The sequence below is a fragment of the Streptomyces sp. NPDC038213 genome, from assembly GCF_055600495.1.
The window spans coordinates 181,635-208,489 of sequence record NZ_JBVJYM010000009.1; the positions used below are offsets into that span (position 1 = coordinate 181,635).

Genomic DNA, 26,855 nt, shown 5'->3' on the forward strand with positions numbered 1-26,855 from the left:
GATGGGAGTGACATGTCTCAGGTTCTTCCTGGCGACGCACCTTTGGTCCACGACCTCATAGGGATCGGCTTCGGCCCGTCCAATGTGGCGATGGCGATCGCGCTCAGCGAGCACAACGCGGGTGTGGGCAGGCAGGAGACGGTCACGGCGCACTTCTTCGAGCGGCAGCCCCGGTTCGGCTGGCACCGCGGGATGCTGATCGACGACGCGACGATGCAGGTGTCCTTCCTCAAGGACCTTGTCTCGCTGCGCAATCCGGCCAGTGAGTACAGCTTCCTCTGCTACCTGCAGAGCAAGGGCCGGCTCATCGACTTCGTGAACCACAAGAACCTCTTCCCGCTGCGGGTCGAGTTCCACGACTACTTCGAGTGGGCCGCCGCCAAGGTCGACGACATGGTGTCCTACGGGCACGAGGTCGTCGCCGTCGAGCCGGTGCTGCGCGACGGGGTCGTCGAGTACCTCGACGTCACCTCCCGCTCCGGCGCCGAGACCGTCGTCCACCGGGCCCGCAACGTGGTCGTCGGCACCGGCCTGCGCCCCGCCATGCCCGAGGGCGTCGAGCGCGGCGACCGCGTCTGGCACACCTCCGACCTGCTGATGAAGGTCGACTCCCTCGAAACCGAGCCGCAGCGGGTGGTCGTGGTCGGCGCCGGCCAGAGCGCCGCCGAGAACGTCTCCTACCTGCACCGGCGCTTCCCGCACGCCGAGGTCTGCGCGGTCTTCTCCCGCTACGGCTACAGCCCCGCCGACGACAGCGCCTTCGCGAACCGCATCTTCGACCCCGCGGCCGTCGACGAGTACTACGCCGCCCCCGACGACACCAAGCGCAAGCTCATGGACTACCACGGCAACACCAACTACGCCGTCGTGGACATCGAGCTGATCGACGAGCTGTACCGGCAGGCCTACAAGGAGAAGGTGCTCGGCCACGAGCGGCTGCGCTTCCTCAACGTCTCCCGCGTCACCGGCGTGGAGGAGACCGCGGACGGGGTGCGGGCCGCCGTGCGCTCCCTCGTCACCGGCGAGGAGAGCCGCCTCGACGCCGACATCGTGGTCTTCGCCACCGGCTACGACGAGGCCGACGCCCTCGGACTGCTCGGCGCGGTCGCCGGCAGCTGCCACCGCGACGAGCACGGCCGGGTCCGGGTCGAGCGCGACTACCGGGTGGCCACCGACCCCATGGTGCGCTGCGGCATCTACCTCCAGGGCGGCACCGAGCACACCCACGGCATCACCTCCTCGCTGCTGTCCAACACCTCCATCCGGGTGGGCGAGATCCTGGACTCGGTCGTGGCCCGCAAGCAGCAGCGGACCGGGGCGCAGGCCGTGCACCAGGCCCGGGCCGCCGGCGGCGCCGGTGCGGCCCCCGGGCCCGCGCAGGGGCGCGGCGGCCGGCAGGTGGCCGACGGCATCGGATCCGTCCGCTAGGCCGCCCCCGCCGGATCCCGGCCGCTACTCCGGGGCTCCGAGCCCCCGGAGGGCCCCCGGCCCCTGCGGCCCCCGACCCCCGGGCCCCGGTCCCGGAGCAGCACCCCCCACATGCACGCCCGGCCGGACGCACCGCCCTGCGCGGGGCGTCCGGCACGCACTGTGAGATCCCCCGAAAGGAACATCTGTGTCCACTGGAACAGGCCCCGCGCCACGCCGGTTCGCCCGGCACTCCTCCCGCATCGCCCTCGCGGCCGTCGCCGCCCTGGTGCTCTCCGCCTGTGGGGGCGGAACGGAGAAGTCCGAGGCGAAGCCCTCCGCGACCCCGGCGAAGGGCAGCGCCTCCGCCGGCGCCTTCCCCGTGACCGTCGAGCACAAGTACGGCAGCACGACCATCGACGCGGAGCCGAAGCGGGTCGTCACCCTGGGGCTGTCGGACCAGGACGCCGTGCTCGCGCTGGGCGTCAAGCCGGTCGGCGCGGTCGACTGGTTCAAGGAGAGCCCGTACGGCAAGTGGCCCTGGACCAAGGACAAGTGGGGTGCGGACAAGCCCGAGATCGTCGGTGAGCGCGACGAGTACAACATCGAGAAGATCGTGGCGCTCAAGCCGGACCTGGTCGTCGCCCAGTACTCCGGCATGAAGAAGGAGCAGTACGACACCCTCTCCAAGTTCACCAAGGTCGTGGCCCAGCCCAAGGACCTGCCCGACTACGGGGCCTCCTGGCAGGTGATGACCCGCCAGATCGGCAAGTCCCTCGGCAAGTCGGAGGAGACCGAGAAGCTGATCTCCGGCATCGACGCCCGCTTCAAGGCCGTACGCGACAAGAACCCGGCCTTCGGGCAGAAGACCCTCGCGGTCGCCGACAGCTTCGAGGCGGGCAAGTACTCGGCCTTCACCAGGACCGACCCCAAGTCGATCTTCTTCCAGGAGCTCGGCTTCACGCTCGAGCCCGAGATCGACACCCTCGCCAAGCCCGGCTGGAACGTCGCCGAGCTGAGCGCCGAGAAGCTCAACGTCCTCGACGTGGACCGGCTGGTGTGGGTGACCTCCAGCACCGACGCCAACACCCGCATCAAGGCCGAGCCGCTCTACAAGAAGCTCAAGGTCCACCAGGAGAAGCGCGACCTCTTCGTGCCGTACCAGGACCCGGACATCGGCGCCGCGTTCTCCTTCAACACGGTCCTGTCGATCCCGTACGCGATCGACCAGATCGAGCCGCTCCTCGCCGCCGTGAAGTAGCAGCACCCCGCGCTCGCCACCGCGACCGCCGCAGTACGACCGCAGCACCCGGCCGGGGCCGGGGAGGACCACTGCCCGCCGGGGCGCCGCAGGGCGCCGGCGGGGGGCCGTCCGCCCCGGCCCCGCCCCGTGGCGCCCCGGCGCCGCACCCCACCGCGTACCACCAGGGAAAGGCCATTCGTACGATGTCTGACGTCGAGCAGGACCGGAAGCCCACCACCGGGATGCCCCTGACCGGCGGGCAAACCGGAGTCTGGCGGGCCCAGCAGATCGAGCCCGACAGCTCCGCCTACCACATCGTCTTCACCCTGGACCTGCGCGGCGCCGTCGACCTGGACCTGCTGGGCGCCGCCGTGCGCCGGGCGGTGGGGGAGACCGAGTGCCTGCACGTGGACCTCGACCCCGACCCCGGTCCGCATCCGGCAGCGGGGGCGGAGCCGGAGCCGGCAGGGGGCCCGCGCCAGCGGCTGCGCCCCGTCCCCGGCGGCGGCCCCCGCCCGGTGGACCTGCCCGTCCTCGACCTGCGGGCGGAACCCGACCCCGCGGCCGCCGCCGCGGCCTGGACCGCCGCGGACCGGGAGGGGCGCACCGGGACCGGCCCCGGACCGCTCTTCGCCCAGGCGCTGCTGCGGCTCTCCGACGACCGCGTCTGGTGGTACCAGCGCTACCACCACCTCCTCGTGGACGGGGCCGGGGTCGCCCTGGTCACCCGCCGCGCGGGCGAGCTGTACACCGCCGCCGCGGAGGGCCGCGAACCGGCCGCCGCGGTACCCGCCGGAGGCCTCGCGCGCCTGGTCGCGGAGGACCGCGCCTACGGGGAGTCGGCCGACCGCGCCGCGGACCGCGCGTGGTGGCTGGAGCGGATGACCGGCCGGCCCGAGCCCGTCCGCCTCCTCGACCGCTCGCCCGCGCTCACCGTGCGGCGCCTGCGCCGCTCCACCGAGATCAGCGGCCCGCAGTTCGAGCGCATCGAGGCCGCCGCCGCGGCCGCGGGCGTGCGTACCTCCCGGCTCCTGCTCGCCGCGGCCGCCGCCTACGTGCACCGCACCAGCGGGGCGCAGGACCTGGTCCTCGGACTGCCCGTCGGCGCCCGGCTGGGCCCCGAGGCCGCCGAGGTACCGGGCATGGTCTCCAACATCGTTCCGCTGCGGGTGGCCGTACACCCCGCCGACACCGGAGCCGAACTGCTCGCCGAGGTGCAGCGCGCGGTCGCCGGCGCGGTCGACCACAGCCGCTACCGGGCCGAGGACCTGGCCCGCGACCTCTGCCTCACCGACGGCATCGCCGAACTCGTCGGCCCCACCGTCAACATCCTGCCCCGCCCCGGCGGGGCCCGCTTCGCCGGGCACCGCGCCGACCTCAGCCCCGACTGGCTCGGCCCGGTCTCCGACCTCGCCCTCAGCTTCTCCGAGTCCCTCGGCGGCGCCGGCCTGACCGTGCACCTCGACGCCGACGCCGAGGTCTGCGACGAGGAGCGGCTGCGCGGCCACGAGCAGCGCTTCCTCGCCGTCCTGCACGCCCTCGCCGAGCACCCCGACCGCCCCGTCGGGCGTACCGACCTCACCACCGAGGACGAAAGGGCTCTCCTGCTCGGCGAGTTCGGCACCGCTCCCCGCGAGGTCCCCGAACTGACCTGGCCCGGCGCCTTCGAGGAGCAGGTCCGCCGCAACCCCGGCGCCACCGCCCTCGTCTGCGAGGACCAGGAGCTGACGTACGCCGGACTGAACTCCGCGGCCAACCGCCTCGCCCGCCACCTGGGCGAGAGGGGGATCGGCGCCGAGGACGTGGTCGCCGTAGCCCTGCCGCGCTCCCCGCAGCTCGTGGTCGCCCTCCTCGCCGTGATGAAGGCCGGAGCGGCCTACCTGCCGCTGGACGCCGACCACCCGCGCGAGCGCATCGCCTACATGCTGGCCGACGCGGGCGCGCGGACCGTGCTGACCGTCAGCGGACTCGCCGACGGGCTGCCCGCGGCCGCGGACCCGGCAGCCGACCCGACGGCCGACCCGGCAGCGGCCCCGACCGCGGGGGACGGGTCCGGCGCCGTCGCGGCCGTGCACCTCCTGCTCGACGACCCGGCCACCGCGGCCGCCCTCGCCGCGGCGCAGGACACCGACCCCCGGATCCCCGTCGCCCTCGACCAGGCCGCGTACGTCATCTACACCTCCGGATCCACCGGCCGCCCCAAGGGCGTGGTCGTCCCCCACGACGGGATCGCCAGCCTCATCGCCACCGCCACCGACCGGATCGGGATCACCGCCGGGAGCCGCGTGGTGCAGTTCGCCTCCGTCGGCTTCGACGTCACCGTCTGGGACCTGGTCATGTCCCTGTGCGCGGGCGGCACCGCCATCGTGGTCCCCGCCGAGCGCCGGGTCGCCGGACCCCCCCTCACCGACTACATCGCCCGCCACCGCGCCACCCACATGATCCTGCCGCCCTCCCTGGTCTCCGCCCTGCCGCCCGAGTGCGAACTGCCCGACGGCAGCGTGCTCGTGGTCGGCACCGAGGCCGTGCCCGGCGAGCTCATCGCCCGCTGGGCGGGCCGCGTCCGGGTGGTCGTCGCGTACGGGCTCACCGAGGCCAGCGTCAACTCCACGCTGTGGACCGCCGAACCCGGCCGCCCCGGGCCCGCCCCCATCGGCCGCCCCGACCCCAACACCTGTTGCTACGTGCTCGATTCGGGACTGCGCCCGGTGCCCGTCGGCGCCGAAGGCGAGCTCTACGTCGGCGGGCGCGGCCTCGCGCGCGGCTACCTCGGCCGGGCCGCCCTGTCCGCCGAGCGGTTCGTCGCCGACCCGTACGGCGCGCCCGGCACCCGCATGTACCGCACCGGGGACCGGGTGCGCTGGGGGGCCGACGGGAACCTGGAGTTCCTGGGCCGCGCCGACGGACAGGTCAAGATCCGCGGCCACCGCATCGAACCGGGCGAGATCGAGAGCGCGTTCATGGCCCGGCCGGGCATCGCCCAGGCCGCCGTCCTGGTCCGCGAGGACCACCGCGGCGCCAAGCGGCTCGTCGCCTACCTCGTGCCCGCGCCCGGGGCCGGGCGGACCGAGGCGGACGCCGCCCGCGCCGCCCTGGCCGGGGAACTGCCCGACCACATGGTGCCCACCGCGGCCGTCCTCCTCGACGGGCCGCTGCCGCTGACGCCGAACGGCAAGCTCGACCGGCGGGCCCTGCCCGAGCCGGACTGGACCGCGCAGTCCGGCGGGGACGCCCCCGCCAGCCCCGCCGAGACCGTCCTCGCCGCCCTGTTCGCCGAGGTGCTCGGACTGCCCTCGGCCGGGGTCCACGACAGCTTCTTCGCCCTCGGCGGCGACAGCATCGTCGCGATCCAGCTCGTCAACCGGGCCCGCGCGGCCGGACTGGCCCTCACCCCGCGGGACGTGTTCCGGCTGCGCACCGTCGCCGCCCTCGCCCGCCGGGCCGGGGAGCAGGCCGCCGCCGCGGCGCCCGCGGCGGCCCCCGCCGCCCTGGACGGGGACGCGCTGCCCGTCTCCCCGCTCCAGGAGGGCTTCTTCTTCCACGCCGAGTACGACGGGCGCGCCGGCGACACCTACCTGGTGCAGGAACTCCTCGACCTCGACGGCCCGGTGGACCCGGCGCGCCTGCGCGCGGGCCTCCAACTCCTCCTGGACCGGCACCCGCTGCTGCGGGCCTCCTTCCGGCAGCTGCCCGGCGGACAGGTGGTCCAGCGGATCGCCGACCGCGCCGAACTGCCCTGGCAGGAGGCGGACACCGCCGCGACCCCGCTGCCCGCGCTGCTGGCCGCCGACCGCGCCGGGGGCTTCGACCTGGCCCGGCCCCCACTGCTGCGCGCCACCCTGGTCCGGGACGGCGGCCGGTACCGGCTGCTGCTCACCCTGCACCACATCCTCGCCGACGGCTGGTCGGTCTCCGTCCTGCTGCGCGAGCTCGCCGCCGCCTGCGGCGGTGCCGGTGCGGGCCTCCCGGCGCCCGCGGACCCCCGCCCCTGGCTGGCCTGGCTGGCCTCCCGGGACCGCGACGGCGCCCGCGAGGCCTGGCGCCTGGCCCTCGCCGGAGCCGAACCGACCCGGCTCCCGGCCCTCGACGCCCTGGCCGGCGCCCTCGCCGGGGAGGCTCCCGCCGCCGCGGATGCCGCAGCCGCCCCCGCCCCCGACGGGCAGTACGAACTCGCGCTGACCGCCGGGGAGACCGCCGCCCTCACCGCCTTCGCCCGCGCGGAGGGACTGACCCTCAGCACCGTCGTCCACGGCACCTGGGGCCTGCTGCTCGGCGCCCTCACCGGCAGCGCGGACGTGCTCTTCGGCACCACCGTCTCCGGCCGGACCACCGAGGTCGGCGGGCTGGAGGAGGCCGTGGGCCTGTTCATCAACACCCTGCCCGCCCGGGTGGTCCTGCGCCCGGACGAGACGGTGGCCGCACTGCTGCACCGGGTCCAGGAGGAGCAGTCCGCCCTCCTCGACCACCAGCACCTCGGCCTCGCCGAGATCCAGCGCACCGCGGGCCGGGGCGAACTCTTCGACACCCTGGTCGTCTTCGAGAACTTCCCCGCGGGCGACCTGTCCGCCGCCGGTCGGGAGGCGCCCGGCGCCCTGCGCATCACCGCCGCCGAGGTGCACGACTCGGTGCACTACCCCCTCGCGCTCGTGGTCGAGCCCGGCGCGCGGCTGCTGCTGCGCTTCAAGCACGACCCCGCCCGGCTCGGCGGGGCAGCGGTGTCCGCGCTCGCCGGGCGGTACGCGCAGCTGCTGCGCGCCCTGCCCGCCGCATCCGGGCGCACGGTGGCCCGTACGGGGCTGCTGTCCGCGGCCGAGGAGGCGCGGACCGGCGGGCACAACGCCACCGCGCACCCGGTGGCCCCGGCCACGCTGGCCTCGCTGATCGCCGGGCAGGCCGCCCGTACCCCCGGCGCCCCCGCCGTGGTCTTCGAGGGCGAGACCCTCGGCTACGCGGAGCTGGACCGGCGGGCCGAGGCCCTGGCCCGGCGGCTGCGGGCCGCGGGCGCGGGCCCGGAGCGGTACGTGGCGGTGGCCGTGCCCCGCTCGGCCGAGCTGATGGTGGCCCTGCTCGCGGTCCTGAAGGCGGGCGCCGCCTACCTGCCGCTCGACCTGGACTACCCCGCGGACCGGGTGGCGTTCATGCTCGCCGACTCGGGCGCGCGGACCGTCGTCACCACGGCGGAGGCGGCCGGGAGGCTGCCCTCGGTGCCGGGGCTGGTGCACGTGCACGTAGAGGCAACAGACGCAGCAGACGCAGACGCAGCGGTGGAGGCCGCGGCCGGGCCGGATGCGCAGGCCGGTCCCGACCACCCCGCCTACCTGATCTACACCTCCGGCTCCACGGGCCGCCCCAAGGGCGTGGCCGTCACCCACCGGGCCATCGTGAACCGGCTCGCGTGGATGCAGGCCGAGTACGGGCTGGAGCCGGGCGACCGGGTGCTGCAGAAGACCCCGTCGAGCTTCGACGTGTCCGTGTGGGAGTTCTTCTGGGCTCTGGCCGAGGGCGCGACCGTGGTCCTGGCCCGTCCGGACGGCCACCGCGACCCGCTGTACCTGGCCGCGCTGATCCGCGCCGAGGCGGTCACCACCCTGCACTTCGTGCCCTCGATGCTCGCCGCGTTCACCGGGGCCGTGGCGGACTCCGCGCAGGTCCCGGCGGACTGGGCCGCGAGCCTGCGCCGGGTGTTCTGCAGCGGCGAGGCCCTGACCGGGCCGGACGCCGCCCGGTGGACGCGGCTGACGGACCGGCCCGGCGCCGGACCGGTGCCGCTGCACAACCTGTACGGGCCCACCGAGGCCGCCGTGGACGTCACCTACCACCCGTACGGGGCCGGCGCCGGGGAGCCCGCCGTACCCATCGGGCGGCCCGTCTGGAACACCCGCCTGCACGTCCTCGACCCCTTCCTGAGGCCGGTCCCCGACGGGGTCCCCGGGGAGCTGTACCTCGCCGGGGTGCAGCTCGCCCGCGGCTACCACGGCCGGAGCGCCCTGACCGCCGAGCGCTTCACCGCCGACCCCTTCGGGGGGCCGGGGGAGCGGATGTACCGCACGGGCGACCTGGTCCGGCGCCGCGCCGACGGGACCGTCGAGTACCTCGGGCGCACCGACCGCCAGGTCAAGATCCGCGGCAACCGCATCGAACTGGGCGAGATCGAGGCCGCACTGGCGGCCCTGCCCGGGGTGGGCCGGGCGGCCGTGGTCGTCCGCGCGGGCGCGCTGGTCGGGTACGCCGTACCCGCCGGCCCCACCGGTGCGGGGGCCGCCCCCGACGCGGAGGAGCTGCGGGAGGCCCTGGCCCGGGAACTGCCCGCGGCCCTGGTGCCGGCCGCGGTGGTCGTCCTGCCCGCCCTGCCGCTGACGCCGAGCGGCAAGCTCGACCAGAACGCCCTGCCCGCGCCGGAGACCGGCCCGCGGGCCGGCGGCCGGGCCCCGCGCACGGAGGCCGAGAGCGCCTTCTGCCGGATCTTCGCCGACGTGCTCGCCACCGCGGGCATCGGCGCCGAGGACGACTTCTTCGTGCTCGGCGGCGACAGCCTCAGCTCCATCTCCGTCACGACCCGCGCCCGGGAGGCCGGTCTGAACGTCACCCCGCGCGAGGTGTTCGAACTCCGCACGCCCGCCGCCCTCGCCGCCGCTGCCGAGACGGCTGCCGCCGAAGCCGCGGAAGCCGCCGAAGCCGCAGCGGAGGCCGAGGCGGCCGCTGCGGAGCCCGCCCCCGTGACCGTGCCGGCCGACGCCGCCGGACCGGCCGCGGCCGCCCTCCAGGCCGTGCTGGCCCAGCAGGCACTGGCCGGGGCCGCCGTCGACCCGGCCCTCCGGGCCCTCCTCGACCAGCTCACCGCGGCCGCGGCCGCGGCGCCCGTCCCGGCGGACCCCGCCGGGACCGGTCGGACAGGGCAGCCGGGGCAGTCGGGCGGGCCCGCCCCGCTGGGCGGGCTGATGCTCACCGCCGGGGAGCGGGCGCACGTCGAGGCCGTCGCCGGGGGGCCCGTCTCCGACGTCTGGCCGCTCTCCCCGCTCCAGGAGGGCATGTACTTCCACGCCACCTACGACACCGGCGACGCCCTCGACGTCTACCTCTCGCAGGAGACCCTCGACTTCGACCGCCGCGTCGACGCGGACCGGCTGCGCGCCGCCTGCCGCTCCCTGCTGGAGCGCAACACGGGCCTGCGCGCCGGGTTCACGAGCGACGGCGTGCCCCGCCCCGTCCAGTTCATCGCGGACGGGGCCGTGATCCCGCTCACCGAGGCGGACCTGTCCGGCCTCACCCCGGCCGAGCAGCACGCCCGTACCGAGGAGCTGCTCGCCGCCGACCGGCGCACCCGCTTCGACCTGTCCGCGGCCCCGCTCTGCCAGCTGCTGCTGATCCGGCTCGGTGACGGCCGCGACCGGCTCGTCGTCACCCACCACCTGATCCTGTGGGACGGCTGGTCCGCCTGGCTGTTCCTGGAGGAGCTCTTCACCCTCTACGAGCGCTCCGGCGACCCCACCGGGCTGCCCGCCCCCGGCTCCTACCGCGACTACCTGGCCTGGCTGGACCGCCAGGACACCGAGGCCGCCCTCGACGCCTGGCGCGGCGCCCTGTCCGGCTTCGAGGAGCCGACCCTCGTCGCCCCCGCCGGGCGCGACGCCGGCCCGGTCATCCCGCAGGACCACGACGCCCTGCTCACGGCCGGGGCCAGCGACCGGCTGCGGACCCTGGCCCGCGGGCACGGCCTCACCCTGAACACGGTCCTCAACGCGGCCTGGGGGCTGGTCCTCTCGGCCCTCACCGGCCGCTCCGACGTGGCCTTCGGCACCGCCGTCGCGGGTCGCCCCACCGACCTGCCGGACGCCGCGGGCATCATCGGCATGTTCCTCAACACCGTCCCCGCGCGCGTCGACTTCGCCCCGCAGGAGCCCGTCGCGGCCCTGCTGCGGCGGATGCAGGCCGCCCGCGCGGGCACCATGCCGTACGAGTACGTCGGCCTGGGCACCCTCCAGCAGGAGACCGGCCACCGCCGGCTCTTCGACACGCTGTTCGTGCTGCGCTCCGCCGACGGCGAGGACCGGGCCGCGGAACTGCGCCGCCGCCACGGCATCACCGGGGTCTCCAACGTCGACGGCACCCACTTCCCGCTGACCCTCATCGTCACCCCCGGCGCCCGGCTGCGGATCACCCTCGCCGCCCGGCCCGACCTCTTCGACGCGCAGGCGGCGCAGACCGTCCTCGCCCGCTTCACCACCGTCGTGGAGCGGCTCGCCGAGGCCCTCGCCGCCGCCCCGGACGCCCCCGCGGCCCGGACCGCCGCCGTCGACCTGCTCCTGCCCGACGAGCGGACCGAGCTCGCGGCCGGCTGGAGCAGCGGCCGCGAGCCCGTACCGGACGAGACCGTCGCGGACATGCTGGCCGCCCAGGTGGCCCGTACGCCCGACGCCGTGGCCCTGGTCTCCGGCGGGCAGGCCCTCACCTACGCCGCACTCGACGCCCGCATCAACCGCCTGGCCCGGCTGCTGCTGGCCCGCGGCGCCGGACCGGAGAAGGTCGTCGCCCTGGCCCTGCCGCGCTCCCTCGACATGGTGGCCGCGCTGTTCGCCGTCCTGCGCACCGGCGCCGCCTACCTGCCGCTGGACCTCGACCACCCCGCCGACCGGCTGCGCCTGATGGCCGCCGACACCGGCCCGCTGTGCCTGGTCACCACCACCGCCGTGGCCCCCGGCCTGCGCGGGGACGGGGGGCCCGCCGCCCCCGAACTCGCCCTCGACGCACCGGAGACGGTCGCCGAGCTGGCCGCGCTGTCCGGAGCCGGGATCACCGACGACGAACGCCCCGCCTTCGCACACGGCGTGCCCGGCCGCCTGGAGCACCCGGCGTACGTGATCTACACCTCCGGCTCCACCGGCCGCCCCAAGGGCGTGGTCACCCCCTACCGGGGCCTGACGAACATGCAGCTCAACCACCAGAAGGAGGTCTTCGACCCGGCCATCGACTCGGCCGGCGGGCGCCGGCTGCGCATCGCGCACACCGTGTCCTTCGCCTTCGACATGTCCTGGGAGGAGCTGCTCTGGCTCGTCGAGGGCCACGAGGTGCACGTCTGCGACGAGGACCTGCGCCGCGACGCCGAGGCCCTGGTCGCCTACTGCGACCGGCACCGCGTGGACGTGGTCAACGTGACCCCCACCTACGCCCAGCTCCTCATCGAGGAGGGCCTGCTGGAGCAGCAGGAGGCCGGCGCGGACACCACCGGCCGGCACCGGCCCGCCCTGGTCCTGCTCGGCGGCGAGGCCGTGCCCGACACCGTGTGGACCCGGCTGCGCCGCACCGAGGGCACGTACGGCTACAACCTGTACGGACCCACCGAGTACACGATCAACACCCTCGGCGGATCCACCGACGACAGCGCCACCTCCACCGTCGGCGTACCGATCCGCAACACCCGCGCCTACCTGCTCGACGGGATGCTGCGGCCCGTACCGCCGGGCTGCCCCGGCGAGCTGTACATCGCCGGCACCGGGCTGGCCCGCGGCTACCACGACCGGCCCGCGCTGACCGCCGAGCGGTTCGTCGCGGACCCGTTCGGACTGCCCGGCGAGCGCATGTACCGCACCGGCGACCTGGTGCGCCGGCGCCCCGACGGGCTGCTCGACTTCCTCGGGCGCACCGACGACCAGGTCAAGATCCGCGGCTACCGCATCGAGCTGGGCGAGATCGCCACCGCCCTGTCCGCGCACCCGGAGGTCGCGCACTCCGCCGTGGTCGTCCACGAGTCCGCGGGCACCAAGCGGCTGGTCGGGTACGTCGTACCCGAGGCGGAGGCCGGGGACGGCGGCGGGGAAGGGGCCGGGGAGCTGGCGGCCCGCCTGCGCGAGCACCTGAAGGCCGGGCTCCCGGACTACATGGTCCCCGCCGCGCTCGTCCCCGTGGCCACCCTGCCGCTGACCGTCAACGGCAAGCTGGACGTACGGGCCCTGCCCGCACCGGAGTTCGCCGCGGCCGGCGCCCGCCGGGCCCCCGCCACCCCGGTGGAGGAGACCCTGTGCGCCCTCTTCGCCGAGGTGCTCGCACTGCCCGCGGACAGCGTCGGCACCGACAGCGACTTCTTCGACCTGGGCGGCCACTCGCTGCTCGCCACCCGGCTCGTCAGCCGGGCCCGCACCGCCCTCGGTGCGGAACTGGCCATCCGCGACCTGTTCGAGGCGCCCACCGTCGCCGAACTCGTCGCCCGGGCCGGCCGCGGCGGCGCGGCCGGGGCCCCGCGGCCCGCCCTCACCGCCGGGGAGCGGCCCGACGAGCTGCCCCTGTCCCACGCCCAGCAGCGGCTGTGGGTCATCCAGCAGATCGAGTGCACCTCCGCCGCGTACAACTTCCCGCTCGTGCTGCGGCTGCGCGGCACCTTCGACGCCCGGGCCTGGACTGCGGCACTGGGCGATGTGACAGCCCGTCACGAGGCCCTGCGCACCGTCTTCGTGACCGACGGGGAGGGCGGCACGCGCCAGCGGGTCCTGCCCGCCGGCCAGGCCCGGCCCCCCGTCGAGCACCTGCGCGCCACCGAGGCGGAGCTGCCCGCGCTCGTCGACGCGGCCGTCGCCCGGCCCTTCGACCTGGCCGCCGAACTCCCCCTGCGCGCCACGGTCGTGGAACTCGCCCCCGGGGACCACGCCGTGATCCTCCTGCTGCACCACATCACCACCGACGAGTGGTCCGACCGGCCCTTCCTGCGCGACCTGGCCACCGCCTACACGGCCCGCCTCGGCGGCGCGGCCCCCGACTGGCAGCCGCTGCCCGTCCAGTACGCCGACTACGCCCTGTGGCAGCGGCGCCTGCTCGGCGACCCCGCCGACCCGGACAGCCTGGCCGCCCGCCAGCTCGACCACTGGGCCGCGGCCCTCGCCGGGGCCCCCGAGGAGCTTGAGCTGCCCGCGGACCGCCCCCGGCCCGCCCGCCCCTCCTTCGCCGGGGCCTCCCTCGACCTGGTCTTCGAGCCCGCGGTCCACGAGGGGCTGCGCGCCCTCGCCCGGGAGACCGGGGCCAGCATGTTCATGGTGGTGCACGCCGCCGTCGCCGCCCTGCTGCACCGGCTGGGCGCCGGTACGGACATCCCGCTCGGCGCACCCATCGCCGGGCGCGGCGAGGAGGCCCTCGACGAGCTCGTCGGCTTCTTCGTCAACACCCTGGTGCTCCGCACCGACCTGGGCGGGGACCCGAGCTTCACCGAACTGCTCGGCCGGGTCCGGGAGACCGACCTCGCCGCCTTCTCCCACGCCGACGTGCCCTTCGAGTCCGTCGTGGAGCGGCTCAACCCCACCCGCTCGCTGTCGCGCAACCCGCTCTTCCAGGTGATGGTCGGCTACCACGCCCGTACCGGAACTGCACTGGAACTGCCCGGTCTGGAAGCCGAGTTCCTGCCGCACGGCACCGCCTCGGCCAAGTTCGACCTGGTGTTCAGCTTCTCCGAGCAGCTCCCGGAGGACTCCTCGGCAGACGGGGGCGGGACCCCCGGCGCGCTGGGCTGCCGCCTGGAGTACGCCACCGAGCTGTACGACGCCGACACGGCCGAACGGATCGGGAAGCGGCTGCAGATGCTGCTCACCGCGCTGGCAGCCCATCCCGAACTCCCGCTCTCCCGGGCCGAGATCCTCACCCCCGAGGAGCGCAGCCTCGTGCTGGAGGGCTTCAACGGCGGCCCGCGCGCGGTGGCCGAGGAGACCTTCCCGGCCCTGTTCGCCCGCCGGCTCGCCGAACGCCCCGACGCCGTCGCCGTCGTGGACCGGGCCCGCTCGGTCACGTACGCACAGCTCGACGCGCGCGCCAACCGGATCGCCCGGCTGCTCGCCGGGCACGGCGCCGGTCCCGAGAGCGTGGTCGGCGTGGCCGTGCCCCGCTCGGCGGACGTGGTGGCCACCGTCCTCGCCGTGATGAAGCTCGGCGCGGCCTTCCTGCCGCTGGACCTCGTCCACCCCGGGGACCGCCTCGGCTACATGATCGAGGACTCGCGGGCCGCCCTGGTCGTCGGCACCGAGCCGGTCGCCGGGAAGATCCCCGCCGTCGCGGGGGTGCCCGTGGTCCTGCTCGACGCGCCCGAATCGGCCGCCGCACTGGACGGGCTCCCCGGGGACCCGCTGCCCGGCGGCCCCGCGGGCCTCGACGCGCCCGCGTACGTGATCTACACCTCCGGCTCCACCGGCCGCCCCAAGGGGGTGGTCGTGCCCCACGAGGGCATCTCCAGCCTGGTTGCCACCGCCGTGGACCGGATGGGCCTCGAACCCGACAGCAGGGTCCTGCAGTTCGCGTCCATCGGCTTCGACGTGTTCGCCTTCGAACTGGCCATGGCCCTGTGCCACGGCGGCCGGCTCGTCCTGATCACCGACGAGGCGCGGGTCGCCGGGGCGGCCCTGACCGACTTCCTCACCGACCAGCGGATCAGCCACATGATCCTGCCGCCGTCCCTGGTGTCGGCGCTGCCGCCCGGCTGCACCCTCCCCGAGGGCTCGACCGTCCTGGTCGGCACCGAGACCGTACCGCCGGACCTCTTCGAGCGGTTCGGCGCCACGGCCCACCTGATCTGCGCGTACGGGCTCACCGAGGCGACGGTCAACTCCACGCTGTGGCCCGCCCGCGAGTACGGCGGCACCCCCGCCGGCCGGGTCCCCATCGGCCGGCCCGACCCCAACACCCGCTGCTACGTGCTCGACGAGCACCTGCGGCCCGTACCGCCCGGGGTGGCGGGCGAGCTGTACGTCGCCGGGCGCGGCCTGGCCCGCGGCTACCTCGGCAAGCCGGGGCTCACCGCACAGCGGTTCACCGCCGACCCGTACGGCCGTCCCGGCAGCCGGATGTACCGCACGGGCGACCGGGCCCGCTGGCGCGCCGACGGGAACCTCGACTTCCTCGGACGCCTCGACACCCAGGTCAAGGTGCGCGGGTTCCGCATCGAGCTCGGCGAGATCGAAGCGGCCCTCGCCGGCCACCCGGCGGTCGCCCAGGCGGCCGTGGTGCCGGACCGCGACGGCGACATCGTGCGCCTGATCGGCTACGCCGTACCGGAGCCCGGCGCACCCGCCGGCGCCGGGGGGCTGGACCCCCAGGAGCTGCGCGCCCACATGGCCGCCCTGCTCCCCGAGTACATGGTCCCCGCGCTGATCGTCCCGCTGGAGGGCGCCCTGCCGCTGACCCCCAACGGCAAGCTGGACCGGCGGGCCCTGCCCGCCCCGGACTGGTCCGCCATGACCGGCGACGCCCGCCCCGCCACCGCGGTGCAGACCCGGCTCGCCGCCCTCTTCTGCGAGATCCTCAAGCTGGACAGCGTCGGCGTGCACGACAGCTTCTTCGCCCTCGGCGGCCACTCCATGGCCTCCATGCGCCTCCTCGGCCGGATCCGCTCCGAGTTCGGCGCGGAGCTGAGCATCCGCGACGTCTTCGACGCCCTCACCGTCGCCGGACTCGCCGGGAAGCTGGAGGGGGCCGCGGCCGCCCGGCCCGCCCTGCGGCCCGCCCCGCCGACCGCCGGACCGCTGCCGGCCGCACCCGGACAGCGCTGGCAGTGGCGTGCCTACCGGCAGCACCGGGCCTTCGACCACGCCCTCGTGCTGCGCACCCCCGGCGGGATCGACGCGGCCACCGCCGCGGCGGCCCTCCGGGACCTGACGGAGCGCCACGAACCGCTGCGCACCGCCTTCACCGAGCAGTCCGGCGCGCTCCTCCAGCGGCCCGTACCCGCACCGGAGCTCGCTGTCGAGCACTGCCCCGCGGGCACCGCCCTCGACGCCCGCATCGCCGAACTGGCCGCGGGCAGCCCCGACCCCGGGCAGGAGGCCCCCCTGCGGGCCCGGCTGCTCACCGCCGCCGACGGCAGCCAGGCGCTGCTGCTGACCCTGCACTACCTCGCCGTCGACGAGTGGTCGGTCGTCCCCCTCTTCCGCGACCTGACCACCGCCTACGCCGCCCGGGCCGCGGGCCGCGCCCCCGACTGGGCCCCGCTGCCCGTCTCGTACGCCGACTACACCCGCTGGGCGCACGAGGTGCTCGGCGACCCCGCCGACCCCGACAGCACCGGCGGACGGCAGCTCGCGTACTGGCGCAGGACCCTCGCCGGGCTGCCCGCGCGGCTCGAACTCCCCGGCGACCGGCCGCGGTCCGGGGCCCCGGAGCCGGGCCCGCGGCCCGCGGGCCACGTCGGATTCGTCCTGGACGAGGGGCTGCACGCGGCCGTGGACGGGCTCGCCCGCGCCACCGGCACGAGCATGTTCATGGTGCTGCACGCGGCCCTGGCCGCCCTGCTCACCGCCCACGGAGCCGGCACGGACCTGCCCGTCGGCACCATGGTCGCGGGCCGCGGCGACGAGCAGCTCGCCGACCTCGTCGGCTGCTTCCTGAACACCGTGGTCCTGCGCACCGACACGGCGGGCGACCCCGCCTTCACGGAACTGCTCGCCCGGGTCCGCGAGACCACCCTGAGCGCCCTGGACCACCAGGACGTCCCCTTCGACGAGGTCGTCCGCACCACCGGACTGCCCGCGGAGGGACCGCAGGTGATGGTCGTCCACCACGAACAGGCCGATCTGGACCAGCTGGAGGGCGGACTCGGCTCGCTGCTGGCCGTACCCACCGGATCGGCGCGGGCCGAACTCACCCTCGGCTTCCACGAACCGCGCGGCGCGGGCCCCGTGCACTGCGCGCTGATCCACGCCACCGGGGTGCTCGGCACCGCCGAGGCGCAGCAGCTGGCCGGTGAACTCCAGGAGCTGCTGCGGGCCGTGGCGGCCCGGCCGGAGCTGCCGCTGTCGGCGCTGTCGGCGCTGTCGGCCGTACCGTCCGAACCTGACCGACTGACCTGACCGACTGACCTGACCGACCGACTGAACCGACCCGAAGTGACTGACGTACCCGTCCGGCCCGGCCGCGCCGGCCGACCTGCTTCAGAGGAGCGAACCGTATGAGCACGAACCCGTTCGAGGACCCGCAGGGCACCTTCCTGGTCCTCGTGAACGAAGAGAACCAGCACTCGCTGTGGCCCGCCTTCGCGGAGGTCCCGGACGGCTGGCGGACCGCCTTCGGCCCGGACGGGCGGGAGGCCTGCCTGACCCACGTGGAGACGCACTGGACGGACCTCCGCCCGGCGAGCCTGGCCGCCCGGCAGGGCTGATCCGCTCCGCACCGCCCGGACGGCCGGGGGCCGGCACCCCGAAGGGGGCGCCGCCCCCCGGCCGTTCCCGCTGCCCGTCCGGATCCGCCGGCCGGGCGGGCGGGTCCGGGGGAAGCGGAAGCGGCTCCCGCCACCGGGGAGGTGACGGGAGCCGCGGGGGGTCCGGGGCCGGTGCGGCCGTCAGGACACGGGGGCCGCCGGGAGGTCCGCGGGCGGCAGGCCGGGGCCCGCGGGCCCGTCGGCCGCTGCGGACTGGGCGGGTACCGGGACGGCTGCCGGTGCGGGGGCCGGGGCGGTGCCGGGGGCGGGCTCGTGGCGGCTGGCGGACCAGGCGGCCCACAGCTCCGCGTAGCGGCCGCCCGCGGCGACGAGCTCCTCGTGCGGGCCCGTCTCCACGATGCGGCCCTGGTCGAGGACGACCACCCGGTCGGCGGCCGCGGCCTGGGGCAGGCGGTGCGCGACCAGCAGGCCGGTGCGCCCCTCCAGGGCCCGCAGCGCCGCGGCCTCCAGGACCCGCGCGCCCGCGCTGCCCGCGTCGGCGGTGGCCTCGTCGAGGATCGCGATCGGGGAGTCCGCCAGCACCAGCCGGGCCAGGGCCAGGTGCTGGGCCTGGGTGACCGTCAGCCGGTGCCCGCCCTCGCCGACGACCGTCTCCAGCCCCTCGGGCAGGGCCTCGGCCCACTCCAGCGCCCCGACCCGGTCGAGCGCGGCGCGCAGGTCGGCGTCCGTGGCCCCGGGGCGGGCCAGCCGCAGGTCCTCGGCCAGCGGGCCCGCGAACACGTGGACCTCCTGGCTGATCAGGGTCACGGCCCGCCGCACCCCGGCCGGCCCCAGGTCCCGTACGTCGGCCCCGCCGAGGGAGATGGCGCCCTCGACGGGCTCCTGCACCCCGGCGATGACCTTGGCCAGGGTGGTCTTGCCGGCGCCGCTCGCGCCGACCAGCGCGACCCGCTCCCCGGCCCGCACGTCGAGCTCGATGCCGCTGAGCACGGGCCGCCCGGCGTCGTACGCGTGGCCCAGCCCGGTGACCCGTACCGAGCCGTCGGCGGGGGCGGTGTGCTCCTGCGGGGCGGGTTCGGCGGGCAGCCGGGTCACCCCGACCAGGCGGGCGAAGCTCGCGCCCGCGGACTGGGCGTCGTCGATGAGGAACAGGGTGGCGTTGACCGGGTTGAAGAGGCTGTGAAAGTACAGGGCGGCCGCGGTGGCCGTACCGATGCTGACCTCCCCGTCCCCGACCAGCACGAAGCCGGTGGCGAGCATCGCGGCCAGTCCGATGAACTCGGCCAGGTTCAGACGGGAGAAGAACCCGGTGACGATGTGCAGCCCGCGCAGGGCCACGTCGCGGGCGGCCCCGGACCGGGCGTCGAGCTGCCCGGCGTGGGCGGCGCCGAGCCGGAAGGCCCGTACGGTCCGCACCCCGCCGATGCTGTCGAGCAGCTGGTGCTGGAGGGCGCCGGTGGCCACGCGGTGCTCGGCGTACACGGGCGCGGCCCGGCGCAGGTACCAGCGCACGGACAGGACCTGCACGGGCACGGCGAGCAGTGCGGCCAGCAGGAACCGCCAGTCGAGCAGGCAGAGCCCGACCAGCGTCAGCACGATCGTCAGCGCGGAGCGGGTGAACTCGGGCAGGGCCTGGCGCACCGAGCGGGCGATCATCGAGACGTCGCTGGTGACCCGGGAGACCAGGTCGCCGGAGCCGGCGGCCTCGACGCGGGCCAGCGGCAGCCGCAGGGCCCGCTCCACGAACTGCTCGCGCACGGAGGCCAGTACGGTCTCGCCGAGCCGGGCGACCAGGGCCCCGCCGGCCGCGGCGGCGGCCCCGCGGGCCAGGGCCACCACGATCAGCAGGACCAGGGGGACGGTGAGCGCGTCCGTGCCGCGGCGCTCGGCCACCAGGTCCACGATGTGGCCGAGCAGGGGGGCCGTGAGCAGGCCGATGGCGGTGCCGACGACCAGGACGGTGAACGCGGCGGCGGTCAGCAGCCGGTGGCCGTGCAGCATGGTGCGCAGGGCGGCGAGGCTCTCCGCCCCGGTGGCGGTGGGCAGCAGCGGCCGCCCGGCGCCGGCCCCCCCGGCGGTCGCCGCGTCCGGAGCGTCCGCGGTGCCCGGAGCGTCCGCGCTGTCCGTGCCGGCCCCGCTGTCCCTGCTGGCCGTGCTGCTCTTGGGGGTCTGGGCTGCCATCGCCTCTTCCGTTTCCGTCGTCTCGTGGACGTGCGGGGTCTGCTGCTCCGGCGCGCTCACGCGAGCACCGCCGTGCGGTACGCCTCGTCCGCGGCCAGCAGGCGCGCGTGGTCCCCGTCGGCCGATACGGCCCCCCCGTCGAGGACGACGACCCGGTCGGTGACCGCGAGCAGGGCGGGGCTGGTCGTGACCAGGACGGTGGTGCGGCCCTGCCGGGCGGCGCGCAGCCGGGCGGCGATCCGGGACTCGGTGACCGTGTCCACGGCGGTGGTCGGGTCGTGCAGGACGAGCACCGGCCGGTCCGCGGCGAGGGCGCGGGCGAGGGCCACGCGCTGGCGCTGGCCGCCGGACAGGGACCGGCCGCGCTCGGCGAGCACGGTGTCGGCCCCGTCGGGGAGCAGGCGGGCGACCTCGTCGGCCGCGGAGACCGCGAGGGCCTCGTCCACCGCGGCCGGACCGTCCGCGCCGGCGCGTACGTTGTCCAGCAGGCTGGCCTCGAAGAGGTCGGCGTCGTGCGGGGCGACCAGCACGGCCTGCCGCAGCCCGTCGGGGTCGAGCGCGGTCAGCGGTACGCCGTCCAGGCAGACCACCCCGTCCGCGGGGTCGGTCTCGCGGGCCAGGCAGCGCAGCAGGTCCTCGGCGGCGGCCGGGTCCCGGGTGACGATCCCGGTCAGGCTGCCGGGCCGGATGTCGAGGTCGAGGGCGCGCAGGGCACCCGAGGAGACCCCGCGCAGGCTGAGGGCGCCGGCGGACCCGGCCGCGGCCTCCACCGCAGCGCCCGTCTCCGCAGCACTGCCCGCGTCCCCCGCAGCGCCCTTGTCCGCCGCGCCGCCCGCGCCCGGCGCGGCGGTCCCGCCGGCCACCGCCTCCGGAGAGGCCAGCACCTCGGCGATCCGGCGGGCGGAGGCCCGCCCCTGCGCGAACTCGGCGTTGGAGTAGGCCAGCAGCTGGAAGGGGCCGAGGAGGAACTGCGCGAGGCCGACGGCCGCGACGAGTTCGCCGACGCTGATGCGGCCGTCCATCGCCAGGTACGCCCCGACGATGCCGATGACGGCGATGAACACCCCGGTCAGGGCGAGGACGGCGCCCTCGTGCCCGGCCCGGCTGCGGGCCGCGCGCAGGGCCGCGGTCAGGGAGTCCTGGCTCGTGGTGCGGTAGCGGGCGACGGCCGCGCCCTCGGCGCCCATGCCCTTGAGGACGCGCAGGCCGGTGACGAGGTCGGCGGCGACCCCCGAGGCGTGCGCGGCGCGCTCCTGCTCGGTCTCGCTGCGCCGCTCCAGCGGGCGGCTGATGCGGTGTCCGAGCCACAGCAGCGGCGGGATGCCGAGCAGGACCAGCAGTCCGAGGGGCACGGAGATCCGCAGCAGGGCCACGGCGCTGACGGCCAGGGCGGCGACCGCCGCGGCCCCGTAGGCCAGCACGGTGGCCACCGAGCCGACGCGGCGGGCGTCGTTGGTGGCGGTGCTGGTCAGGGCGCCGGGCAGGCGGCCCGCGTCGGCTCCGCCGCGCGGGTCGAGCACCTTGGCGGCCAGCTCCATGCGCAGGGCGTGGGCGGCGTGTTCGCCGGTGCCCTCCGCGATGCGGGCGCTGGTGCGGTAGCAGGTGGACAGGACGAGGAACAGGCCCGCGAGCACCAGCAGCCACCTGAGCAGGTGGCCGGAGGAGCCGGTGGCCACCGCCGTGTCGATCGCGGCGCCGATGACCACGGGGACGAGGGCCTCGCAGCCCTGGTGGGTCATGGCCAGGAGCGAGGCGCTGACGACGCGCCGGCGCTGCCCCCTGATCGCTTTGCGGAGGACGTGCCTCCCGGTCGGTCCGTCCACTGGCATGGGGCCCTCCGCCCGACAGTCATTAGGTTAGGTAAGGCTACTCTAAGAAGGATGATGGCTCCCATCCCCGCGCGGTTGTCGATCCGGCCACCGGAAAGGCGCCATCTTCCCATCCGTGCGCGCGCGTTGACCGGGTCCCGAGCATTCGGTTAGGCTCACCTAAGTTGCGGTCCGTGTCCATGCGGTCACCAGCGCACGGTACGTCTGAAAGACCGTCAGGGGGAGTTCCATTGCCGGCCGAAGCCCAGGCGGTTCCCGAGCGCGGGGCCGCCCCGCCCGACCGCCCCGCACCCGCGGGCGCCCGGCCCGGCGGCGGACGGCGGACCGCGACGGCCCTGCGGGGCGCCGGCCTGCTCCTGACCCTCGGCGCCCTCGTACTCGTCGCCCTGCTCAGCGTCTGGACGGGCACCCGCGGCATCCCGTTCACCGCCACGTGGGACGCCCTGTGGAACCCGGACGGGTCCGAGACCTCCGTCATCGTCCACGACTACCGCATCCCGCGGACCCTCCTCGGGATCCTCGTCGGCGCGGCGCTCGGCCTCTCCGGCGCACTGATGCAGGCCCTGACGCGCAACCCGCTCGCCGACCCCGGACTCCTCGGCATCAGCCTGGGGTCCTCCGCCGGAGTCGTCCTCGCCATCGCCTTCCTCGGCGTCGGATCCCTCCTCGGCTACGTGTGGTTCGCCTTCCTCGGCGCCGCCCTCGCCTCCGTCGTCGTCTACCTGCTCGGCTCCTCGGGCCGCAGACTCGCCACCCCCGAGCGGCTGGTGGTCGCCGGAGCCGCCGTGACCGCCGTGCTCTACGCCTTCAACTCGGCCGTCCTGCTGCTCAACCCGCGCGCCTTCGACCAGTTCCGCTTCTGGACCGTCGGCTCCCTCTCCGGCCGCTACTACGAGGTCGTGTACGTGGTCCTGCCCTTCATCGGCACCGGCCTGCTGCTCGCCCTCGCCCTGGCCCCCTCCCTCAACGCCCTCGCCCTCGGCGACCAGATGGGCCGCGCCCTCGGCGTCGACGTGGGCCGCGTACGGGTCCTGGGCGCCGTGGCCGTCGTGCTGCTCTGCGGGGCCGCCACCGCCGCCGCCGGCCCCATCGGCTTCGTCGGTCTCGCCGTACCGCACGTGGCCCGCTTCACCGTCGGCCCCGACCAGCGCTGGGTGATGGCGTACTCCGCCCTCCTCGCCCCCGTCCTGCTCGTCGGCGCCGACGTGCTCGGCCGCGTCCTGGGCGCCCCCGGCGAGCTCCAGGTCGGCATCGTCACCGCCTTCCTCGGCGCCCCCCTGTTCCTCGCCCTGTGCCGCCGACGGAAGCTGGCCATGCTGTGACCGCCGTTCGGGACCCCCGGCCCGCCCCCGCCCCCGCCCCCGCGGCGCCGCGCGTCGTCACCGGGGCCGTGCTGCGCAGCCGGCGCGGGCGGATCGCGCTGCGCGTGCACACCCGCACGCTCGGCGTCAGCGCCGCCGCCGCGGCCGTCCTCGCCGCCGTCGTGCTCGCCACCCTCATGACCGGGGACTACCCGCTCTCCGCCGGCGAGGTGCTGGGGGCCCTCACCGGCAGCGGGGACCCCGCCGCCGAGTTCGTCGTCAACACCCTGCGCATGCCACGGCTGCTGACCGCCCTCGGCGTGGGCGCCGCCCTCGCCGTCAGCGGGGCGATCCTCACCAGCCTGACCGCCAACCCCCTCGGCAGCCCCGACGTCATCGGCTTCACCAACGGCTCCGCCGTCGGCGCGCTCGTCGTCATCATCGTCCTGCACGGCAGCATGACCCAGATCGCCGCCGGAGCCCTCGCCGGCGGGCTCGCCACCGCCGCCGCCGTCTGGCTCCTCATGATCGGCCGCGGGCTCCAGGGCTTCCGGCTCATCGTCATCGGCATCGGCGTCAGCTCGCTGCTCCTCGCCGTCAACTCGTACCTGATCACCCGCGCCACCTTCCAGGAGGCCCTGGAGGCGCAGGCCTGGCTCATCGGCAGCCTCGGCAACCGCGGCTGGACCCACGCCCAGGCGATCCTCCTCGCCCTCGCGCTCCTCCTCCCGCCCGCCCTCCTGCTGTCCCGCCGCCTGGCCATGGCCGAGATGGGGGAGGCCACCGCCACCGCCCTGGGCGTGGACGTGGCCCGCACCCGGACCGTCCTGCTGCTGGTCAGCGTCGCCCTCGCCGCCTTCGCCACCGCCGTCACCGGACCCATCTGGTTCATCGCCCTCGCCGCCCCCCAGCTGGCCCGCCGCCTGACCCGCTCCCCGGGCCCCGCCCTCGCCCCCGCCGCGCTCTTCGGGGCGCTGCTGCTCGCGGCGAGCGACCTGCTCGCGCAGCGCCTCTTCGCCCCCGCCCTGCTGCCCGTGGGCACCGTCACCGGCACCGTCGGCGGGCTCTACCTCATCTGGCTGTTGATCTCCGAGTCGCGAAAGAGCCGCGCATGACCACCACACCGAGCCAGCCGCCCGCGAAGGGCGCCCCCGGCGCCGCCGCGGGCCCCCGGCTGCGCGCCGAGGACCTGACCCTCTCCTACGACCAGCGGACCGTGGCCACCCACCTCGGCGTGGAGATCCCCGACGGCTCCTTCACGGTGATCATCGGCCCCAACGCCTGCGGCAAGTCCACCCTCCTCAAGGCCCTCGCCCGGATGCTCAAACCGAAGGCCGGGCAGGTCTACCTCGACGGGCAGGCCATCTCCTCGTACCGCACCCGCGCCGTCGCCCGCCGGCTCGGACTGCTCCCGCAGACCTCCACCGCCCCCGGCGGGATCACCGTCGGCGACCTCGTCGCCCGCGGCCGCTACCCCCACCAGGGGATGCTGCGCCAGTGGTCCGCCGAGGACGAGGCGGCCGTGGTCGAGGCCATGCACCAGACCGGCGTGCTCGAACTCGCCGGCCGGCCCGTCGACGACCTCTCCGGCGGCCAGCGCCAGCGCGTCTGGCTCTCCATGGTCCTCGCCCAGCAGACGCCCATCCTGCTCCTGGACGAGCCCACCACCTTCCTCGACATCGCCCACCAGGTCGAGGTCCTCGACCTGTGCGCCGAACTCCACGCCCGCCGCGGGCACACCGTCGTCGCCGTGCTCCACGACCTCAACCAGGCCTGCCGGTACGCCGACCACCTCATCGTGCTGCGCCCCGGCGGCAAGGTCGCCGCCGAGGGGCCGCCCGCGCGGGTCATGACCGCGGAGCTGGTCGAGGACGTCTTCGGGCTGCCCTGCCGGATCATCGAGGACCCCGAGACCGGCACCCCGCTGATGATCCCCGCGGCCCCCCGCCACCGGTCCGCCGGGGGCGCCTCCCCGGAGGCCGCCGGGGCCGGGCCCCGCAGCACCCCCGCCGACGCACTGATGGCCGAGACAGGCTGGAACGGAACCCGCTGATGCTCTGCACGAGGCTCACCAACGCCACCTTCCTCACCATGGACCCCGACCGCCCCACCGCCCGGGACCTGGGCATCTGGCGGGGCCGGATCGTGGGCCTCGACGAGGCCGTCACCGGCCTGCCCGCCCGCGAGGTGGTCGACCTCCAGGGCGCCACCGTGCTCCCCGGGTTCATCGACAGCCACGTCCACCTCTCCTGGGCCGGGCTCAAGGCCAACTCGCCCGGCCTCGCCGGGATCACCACCGTCGAGGGCGTCCTCGACGTCGTCGCCGCAGCCACCGCCGCCAAGGCCGACCCGGCGGGCTGGGTGCACGTGGGCGGCTACGACCAGCGGGCCCTCGGACGCCACCTGACCGCCGCCGACCTCGACACCGTCAGCCGCGGCCGCAAGGTCTTCCTCATGCACACCTCCGGCCACGCCTGCGTGGTCAACACCGCCGTCCTCGACCTGCTCCCCGACGGGGTCCCGCACGAGGACGGCCTGCTCGTCGAGGCCGCCATGGGCGCCGTACGGCGGCTGCGGCTGCCCTACGCGCAGGAGGAGCTCGCCGACGCCATCGAGCACGCGGGCCGGGTCTGCCTCTCCGAGGGGGTCACCGCCGCCGCCGAGGCCGGCATCGGCGGCGGACTCCTCGGCCACAGCCCCGCCGAACTGGGCGCGTACCAGCTCCTGCGCGACCAGGGGCGGCTGCCGCTGCGGGTCCAGTTGATGCCCGGCGGCGACACCCTGCGCCCGATCGGCGCCCACGCGCGCGACGGCATCCCGCGCGGGCTCGACCTGGGCCTGCGCACCGGCTTCGGGGACGACTGGCTGTCCGTCGGCGCCCTGAAGATCTACACCGACGGCGGGATGATGGCCCGTACGGCCGCCCTCACCGAGCCGTACGAGGGCACCGACGGCACCGGACAGCTCCAGGACGACCCGCAGGCCCTCGCCGAACTCATCGTGGACGGGCACCTCGCCGGCTGGCAGCTCGCCGTCCACGCCATCGGGGACCGCGCCGTCGACCTCGCGCTCGACGCCCTGGAGGAGGCCCAGCGGCAGCGGCCCCGCCCCGACGCCCGGCACCGGATCGAGCACGCCGGGCTCGTCCGCCCCGACCAGCTGCCGCGGTTCGCCCGGCTCGGCGTCAGCGCGGTGGTCCAGCCCAGCTTCCTGCGGTACTTCGGCGACGACTACGCCACCGTCATGGGGGAGCGGCGGGCCCCGTGGATGTACCGCGGGCGCGGCTTCCTCGACCACGGGGTCACCCTGGTCGGCAGCTCCGACCGCCCGGTGACCGAGGGCGCCCCGCTGCGGGCGATCCAGTTCATGGTGGAGCGGGCCTCCGAGTCCGGCCGCCTGATCGGCCCCGGCGAGGCCGTCGGGATCGACGAGGCGCTGCGGGCCTACACCGTTGCGGGCGCGTACGCCTGCCGCTGGGAGGACCGGGCCGGCAGCCTGAGTCCGGGCAAGCGGGCCGACCTGGTGGTGCTGGGCGACGATCCGCGGAGCGTGGAGACCTCCCGGATCGGGGACATCGAGGTCGTGACGACGTACGTGGACGGGGTCGACTCGCGGGAGCGGCTGAAGGGGTAGGGGGCGGTATCGGGCCGGTCGGGTCCGGCCCGGCGGGAGCTGGCGGGGTCGGCGGGGTCGGGTCTGCGGGGTCTGCGGGTCCCAAGTCCGGCTACCGGTGCGTAAGTTGGAGTTCTGGTTAGGTGAGGCTAGCCTTAGTT

10 protein-coding genes are annotated in these 26,855 nt (G+C 75.9%); 8 read left to right on the top strand and 2 right to left on the bottom strand.

Features of this window, described 5'->3' with window-relative positions; all coding sequences use genetic code 11:
* Positions 1-12: 12 nt before the first annotated feature.
* The 4 genes from ACZ7JZ_RS16505 to ACZ7JZ_RS16520 all read left to right on the top strand — a co-directional run bounded on the left by ACZ7JZ_RS16505 (position 13) and on the right by ACZ7JZ_RS16520 (position 17,771).
* Positions 13-1,428, top strand: a complete 1,416-nt coding sequence (locus ACZ7JZ_RS16505; protein WP_470939090.1) for a lysine N(6)-hydroxylase/L-ornithine N(5)-oxygenase family protein — start codon at positions 13-15, stop codon at positions 1,426-1,428.
* A 187-nt stretch (positions 1,429-1,615) separates the two neighbouring features.
* Complete coding sequence (locus ACZ7JZ_RS16510; protein WP_470939093.1) at positions 1,616-2,668, top strand: iron-siderophore ABC transporter substrate-binding protein; 1,053 nt, start codon at positions 1,616-1,618, stop codon at positions 2,666-2,668.
* Between the two features lie 185 nt (positions 2,669-2,853).
* Positions 2,854-17,463, top strand: a complete 14,610-nt coding sequence (locus ACZ7JZ_RS16515; RefSeq protein ID WP_470939096.1) for an amino acid adenylation domain-containing protein — start codon at positions 2,854-2,856, stop codon at positions 17,461-17,463.
* Positions 17,464-17,561: 98 nt separating this feature from the next.
* Complete coding sequence (locus ACZ7JZ_RS16520; protein ID WP_470939099.1) at positions 17,562-17,771, top strand: MbtH family protein; 210 nt, start codon at positions 17,562-17,564, stop codon at positions 17,769-17,771.
* 180 nt (positions 17,772-17,951) lie between these two features.
* Here ACZ7JZ_RS16520 and ACZ7JZ_RS16525 read toward each other — a convergent pair whose 3' ends face one another.
* Together ACZ7JZ_RS16525 and ACZ7JZ_RS16530 are read right to left on the bottom strand one after the other, a co-directional pair.
* A complete protein-coding gene (locus ACZ7JZ_RS16525) occupies positions 17,952-19,952 on the bottom strand; it encodes an ABC transporter ATP-binding protein (protein WP_470939185.1) in 2,001 nt (666 codons plus the stop codon).
* A 56-nt stretch (positions 19,953-20,008) separates the two neighbouring features.
* Positions 20,009-21,781 (bottom strand): ABC transporter transmembrane domain-containing protein, encoded by a 1,773-nt coding sequence (locus ACZ7JZ_RS16530; protein ID WP_470939102.1) that lies wholly within the window; start codon positions 21,779-21,781, stop codon positions 20,009-20,011.
* A gap of 230 nt (positions 21,782-22,011) precedes the next feature.
* On the opposite strand from ACZ7JZ_RS16530, the gene ACZ7JZ_RS16535 reads away from it, so the two are divergent.
* From ACZ7JZ_RS16535 to ACZ7JZ_RS16550, 4 genes are read left to right on the top strand one after another with little or no spacing between them, the layout of a single operon-like run.
* Positions 22,012-23,103: a FecCD family ABC transporter permease gene (locus ACZ7JZ_RS16535; protein WP_470939105.1), complete on the top strand. Its 1,092-nt coding sequence runs from the start codon at positions 22,012-22,014 to the stop codon at positions 23,101-23,103.
* Complete coding sequence (locus ACZ7JZ_RS16540; RefSeq protein ID WP_470939108.1) at positions 23,100-24,197, top strand: FecCD family ABC transporter permease; 1,098 nt, start codon at positions 23,100-23,102, stop codon at positions 24,195-24,197. Before ACZ7JZ_RS16535 ends, ACZ7JZ_RS16540 begins: the two co-directional genes overlap by 4 nt.
* Positions 24,194-25,135, top strand: coding sequence for an ABC transporter ATP-binding protein (locus ACZ7JZ_RS16545; RefSeq protein ID WP_470939111.1), 942 nt, complete (start codon positions 24,194-24,196; stop codon positions 25,133-25,135). Before ACZ7JZ_RS16540 ends, ACZ7JZ_RS16545 begins: the two co-directional genes overlap by 4 nt.
* A complete protein-coding gene (locus tag ACZ7JZ_RS16550) occupies positions 25,135-26,715 on the top strand; it encodes an amidohydrolase (protein WP_470939114.1) in 1,581 nt (526 codons plus the stop codon). The genes ACZ7JZ_RS16545 and ACZ7JZ_RS16550 overlap by 1 nt, the downstream gene beginning before the upstream one ends.
* Positions 26,716-26,855 lie beyond the last annotated feature (140 nt).

Coding starts and splice junctions, on each gene's coding strand:
- ACZ7JZ_RS16545 (WP_470939111.1), top strand. CDS start 24,194: ATGACCACCACACCGAGCCAGCCGCCCGCGAAGGGCGCCCCCGGCGCC.
- ACZ7JZ_RS16550 (WP_470939114.1), top strand. CDS start 25,135: ATGCTCTGCACGAGGCTCACCAACGCCACCTTCCTCACCATGGACCCC.
- ACZ7JZ_RS16530 (WP_470939102.1), bottom strand. CDS start 21,781: ATGCCAGTGGACGGACCGACCGGGAGGCACGTCCTCCGCAAAGCGATC.
- ACZ7JZ_RS16520 (WP_470939099.1), top strand. CDS start 17,562: ATGAGCACGAACCCGTTCGAGGACCCGCAGGGCACCTTCCTGGTCCTC.
- ACZ7JZ_RS16515 (WP_470939096.1), top strand. CDS start 2,854: ATGTCTGACGTCGAGCAGGACCGGAAGCCCACCACCGGGATGCCCCTG.
- ACZ7JZ_RS16525 (WP_470939185.1), bottom strand. CDS start 19,952: ATGGCAGCCCAGACCCCCAAGAGCAGCACGGCCAGCAGGGACAGCGGG.
- ACZ7JZ_RS16505 (WP_470939090.1), top strand. CDS start 13: ATGTCTCAGGTTCTTCCTGGCGACGCACCTTTGGTCCACGACCTCATA.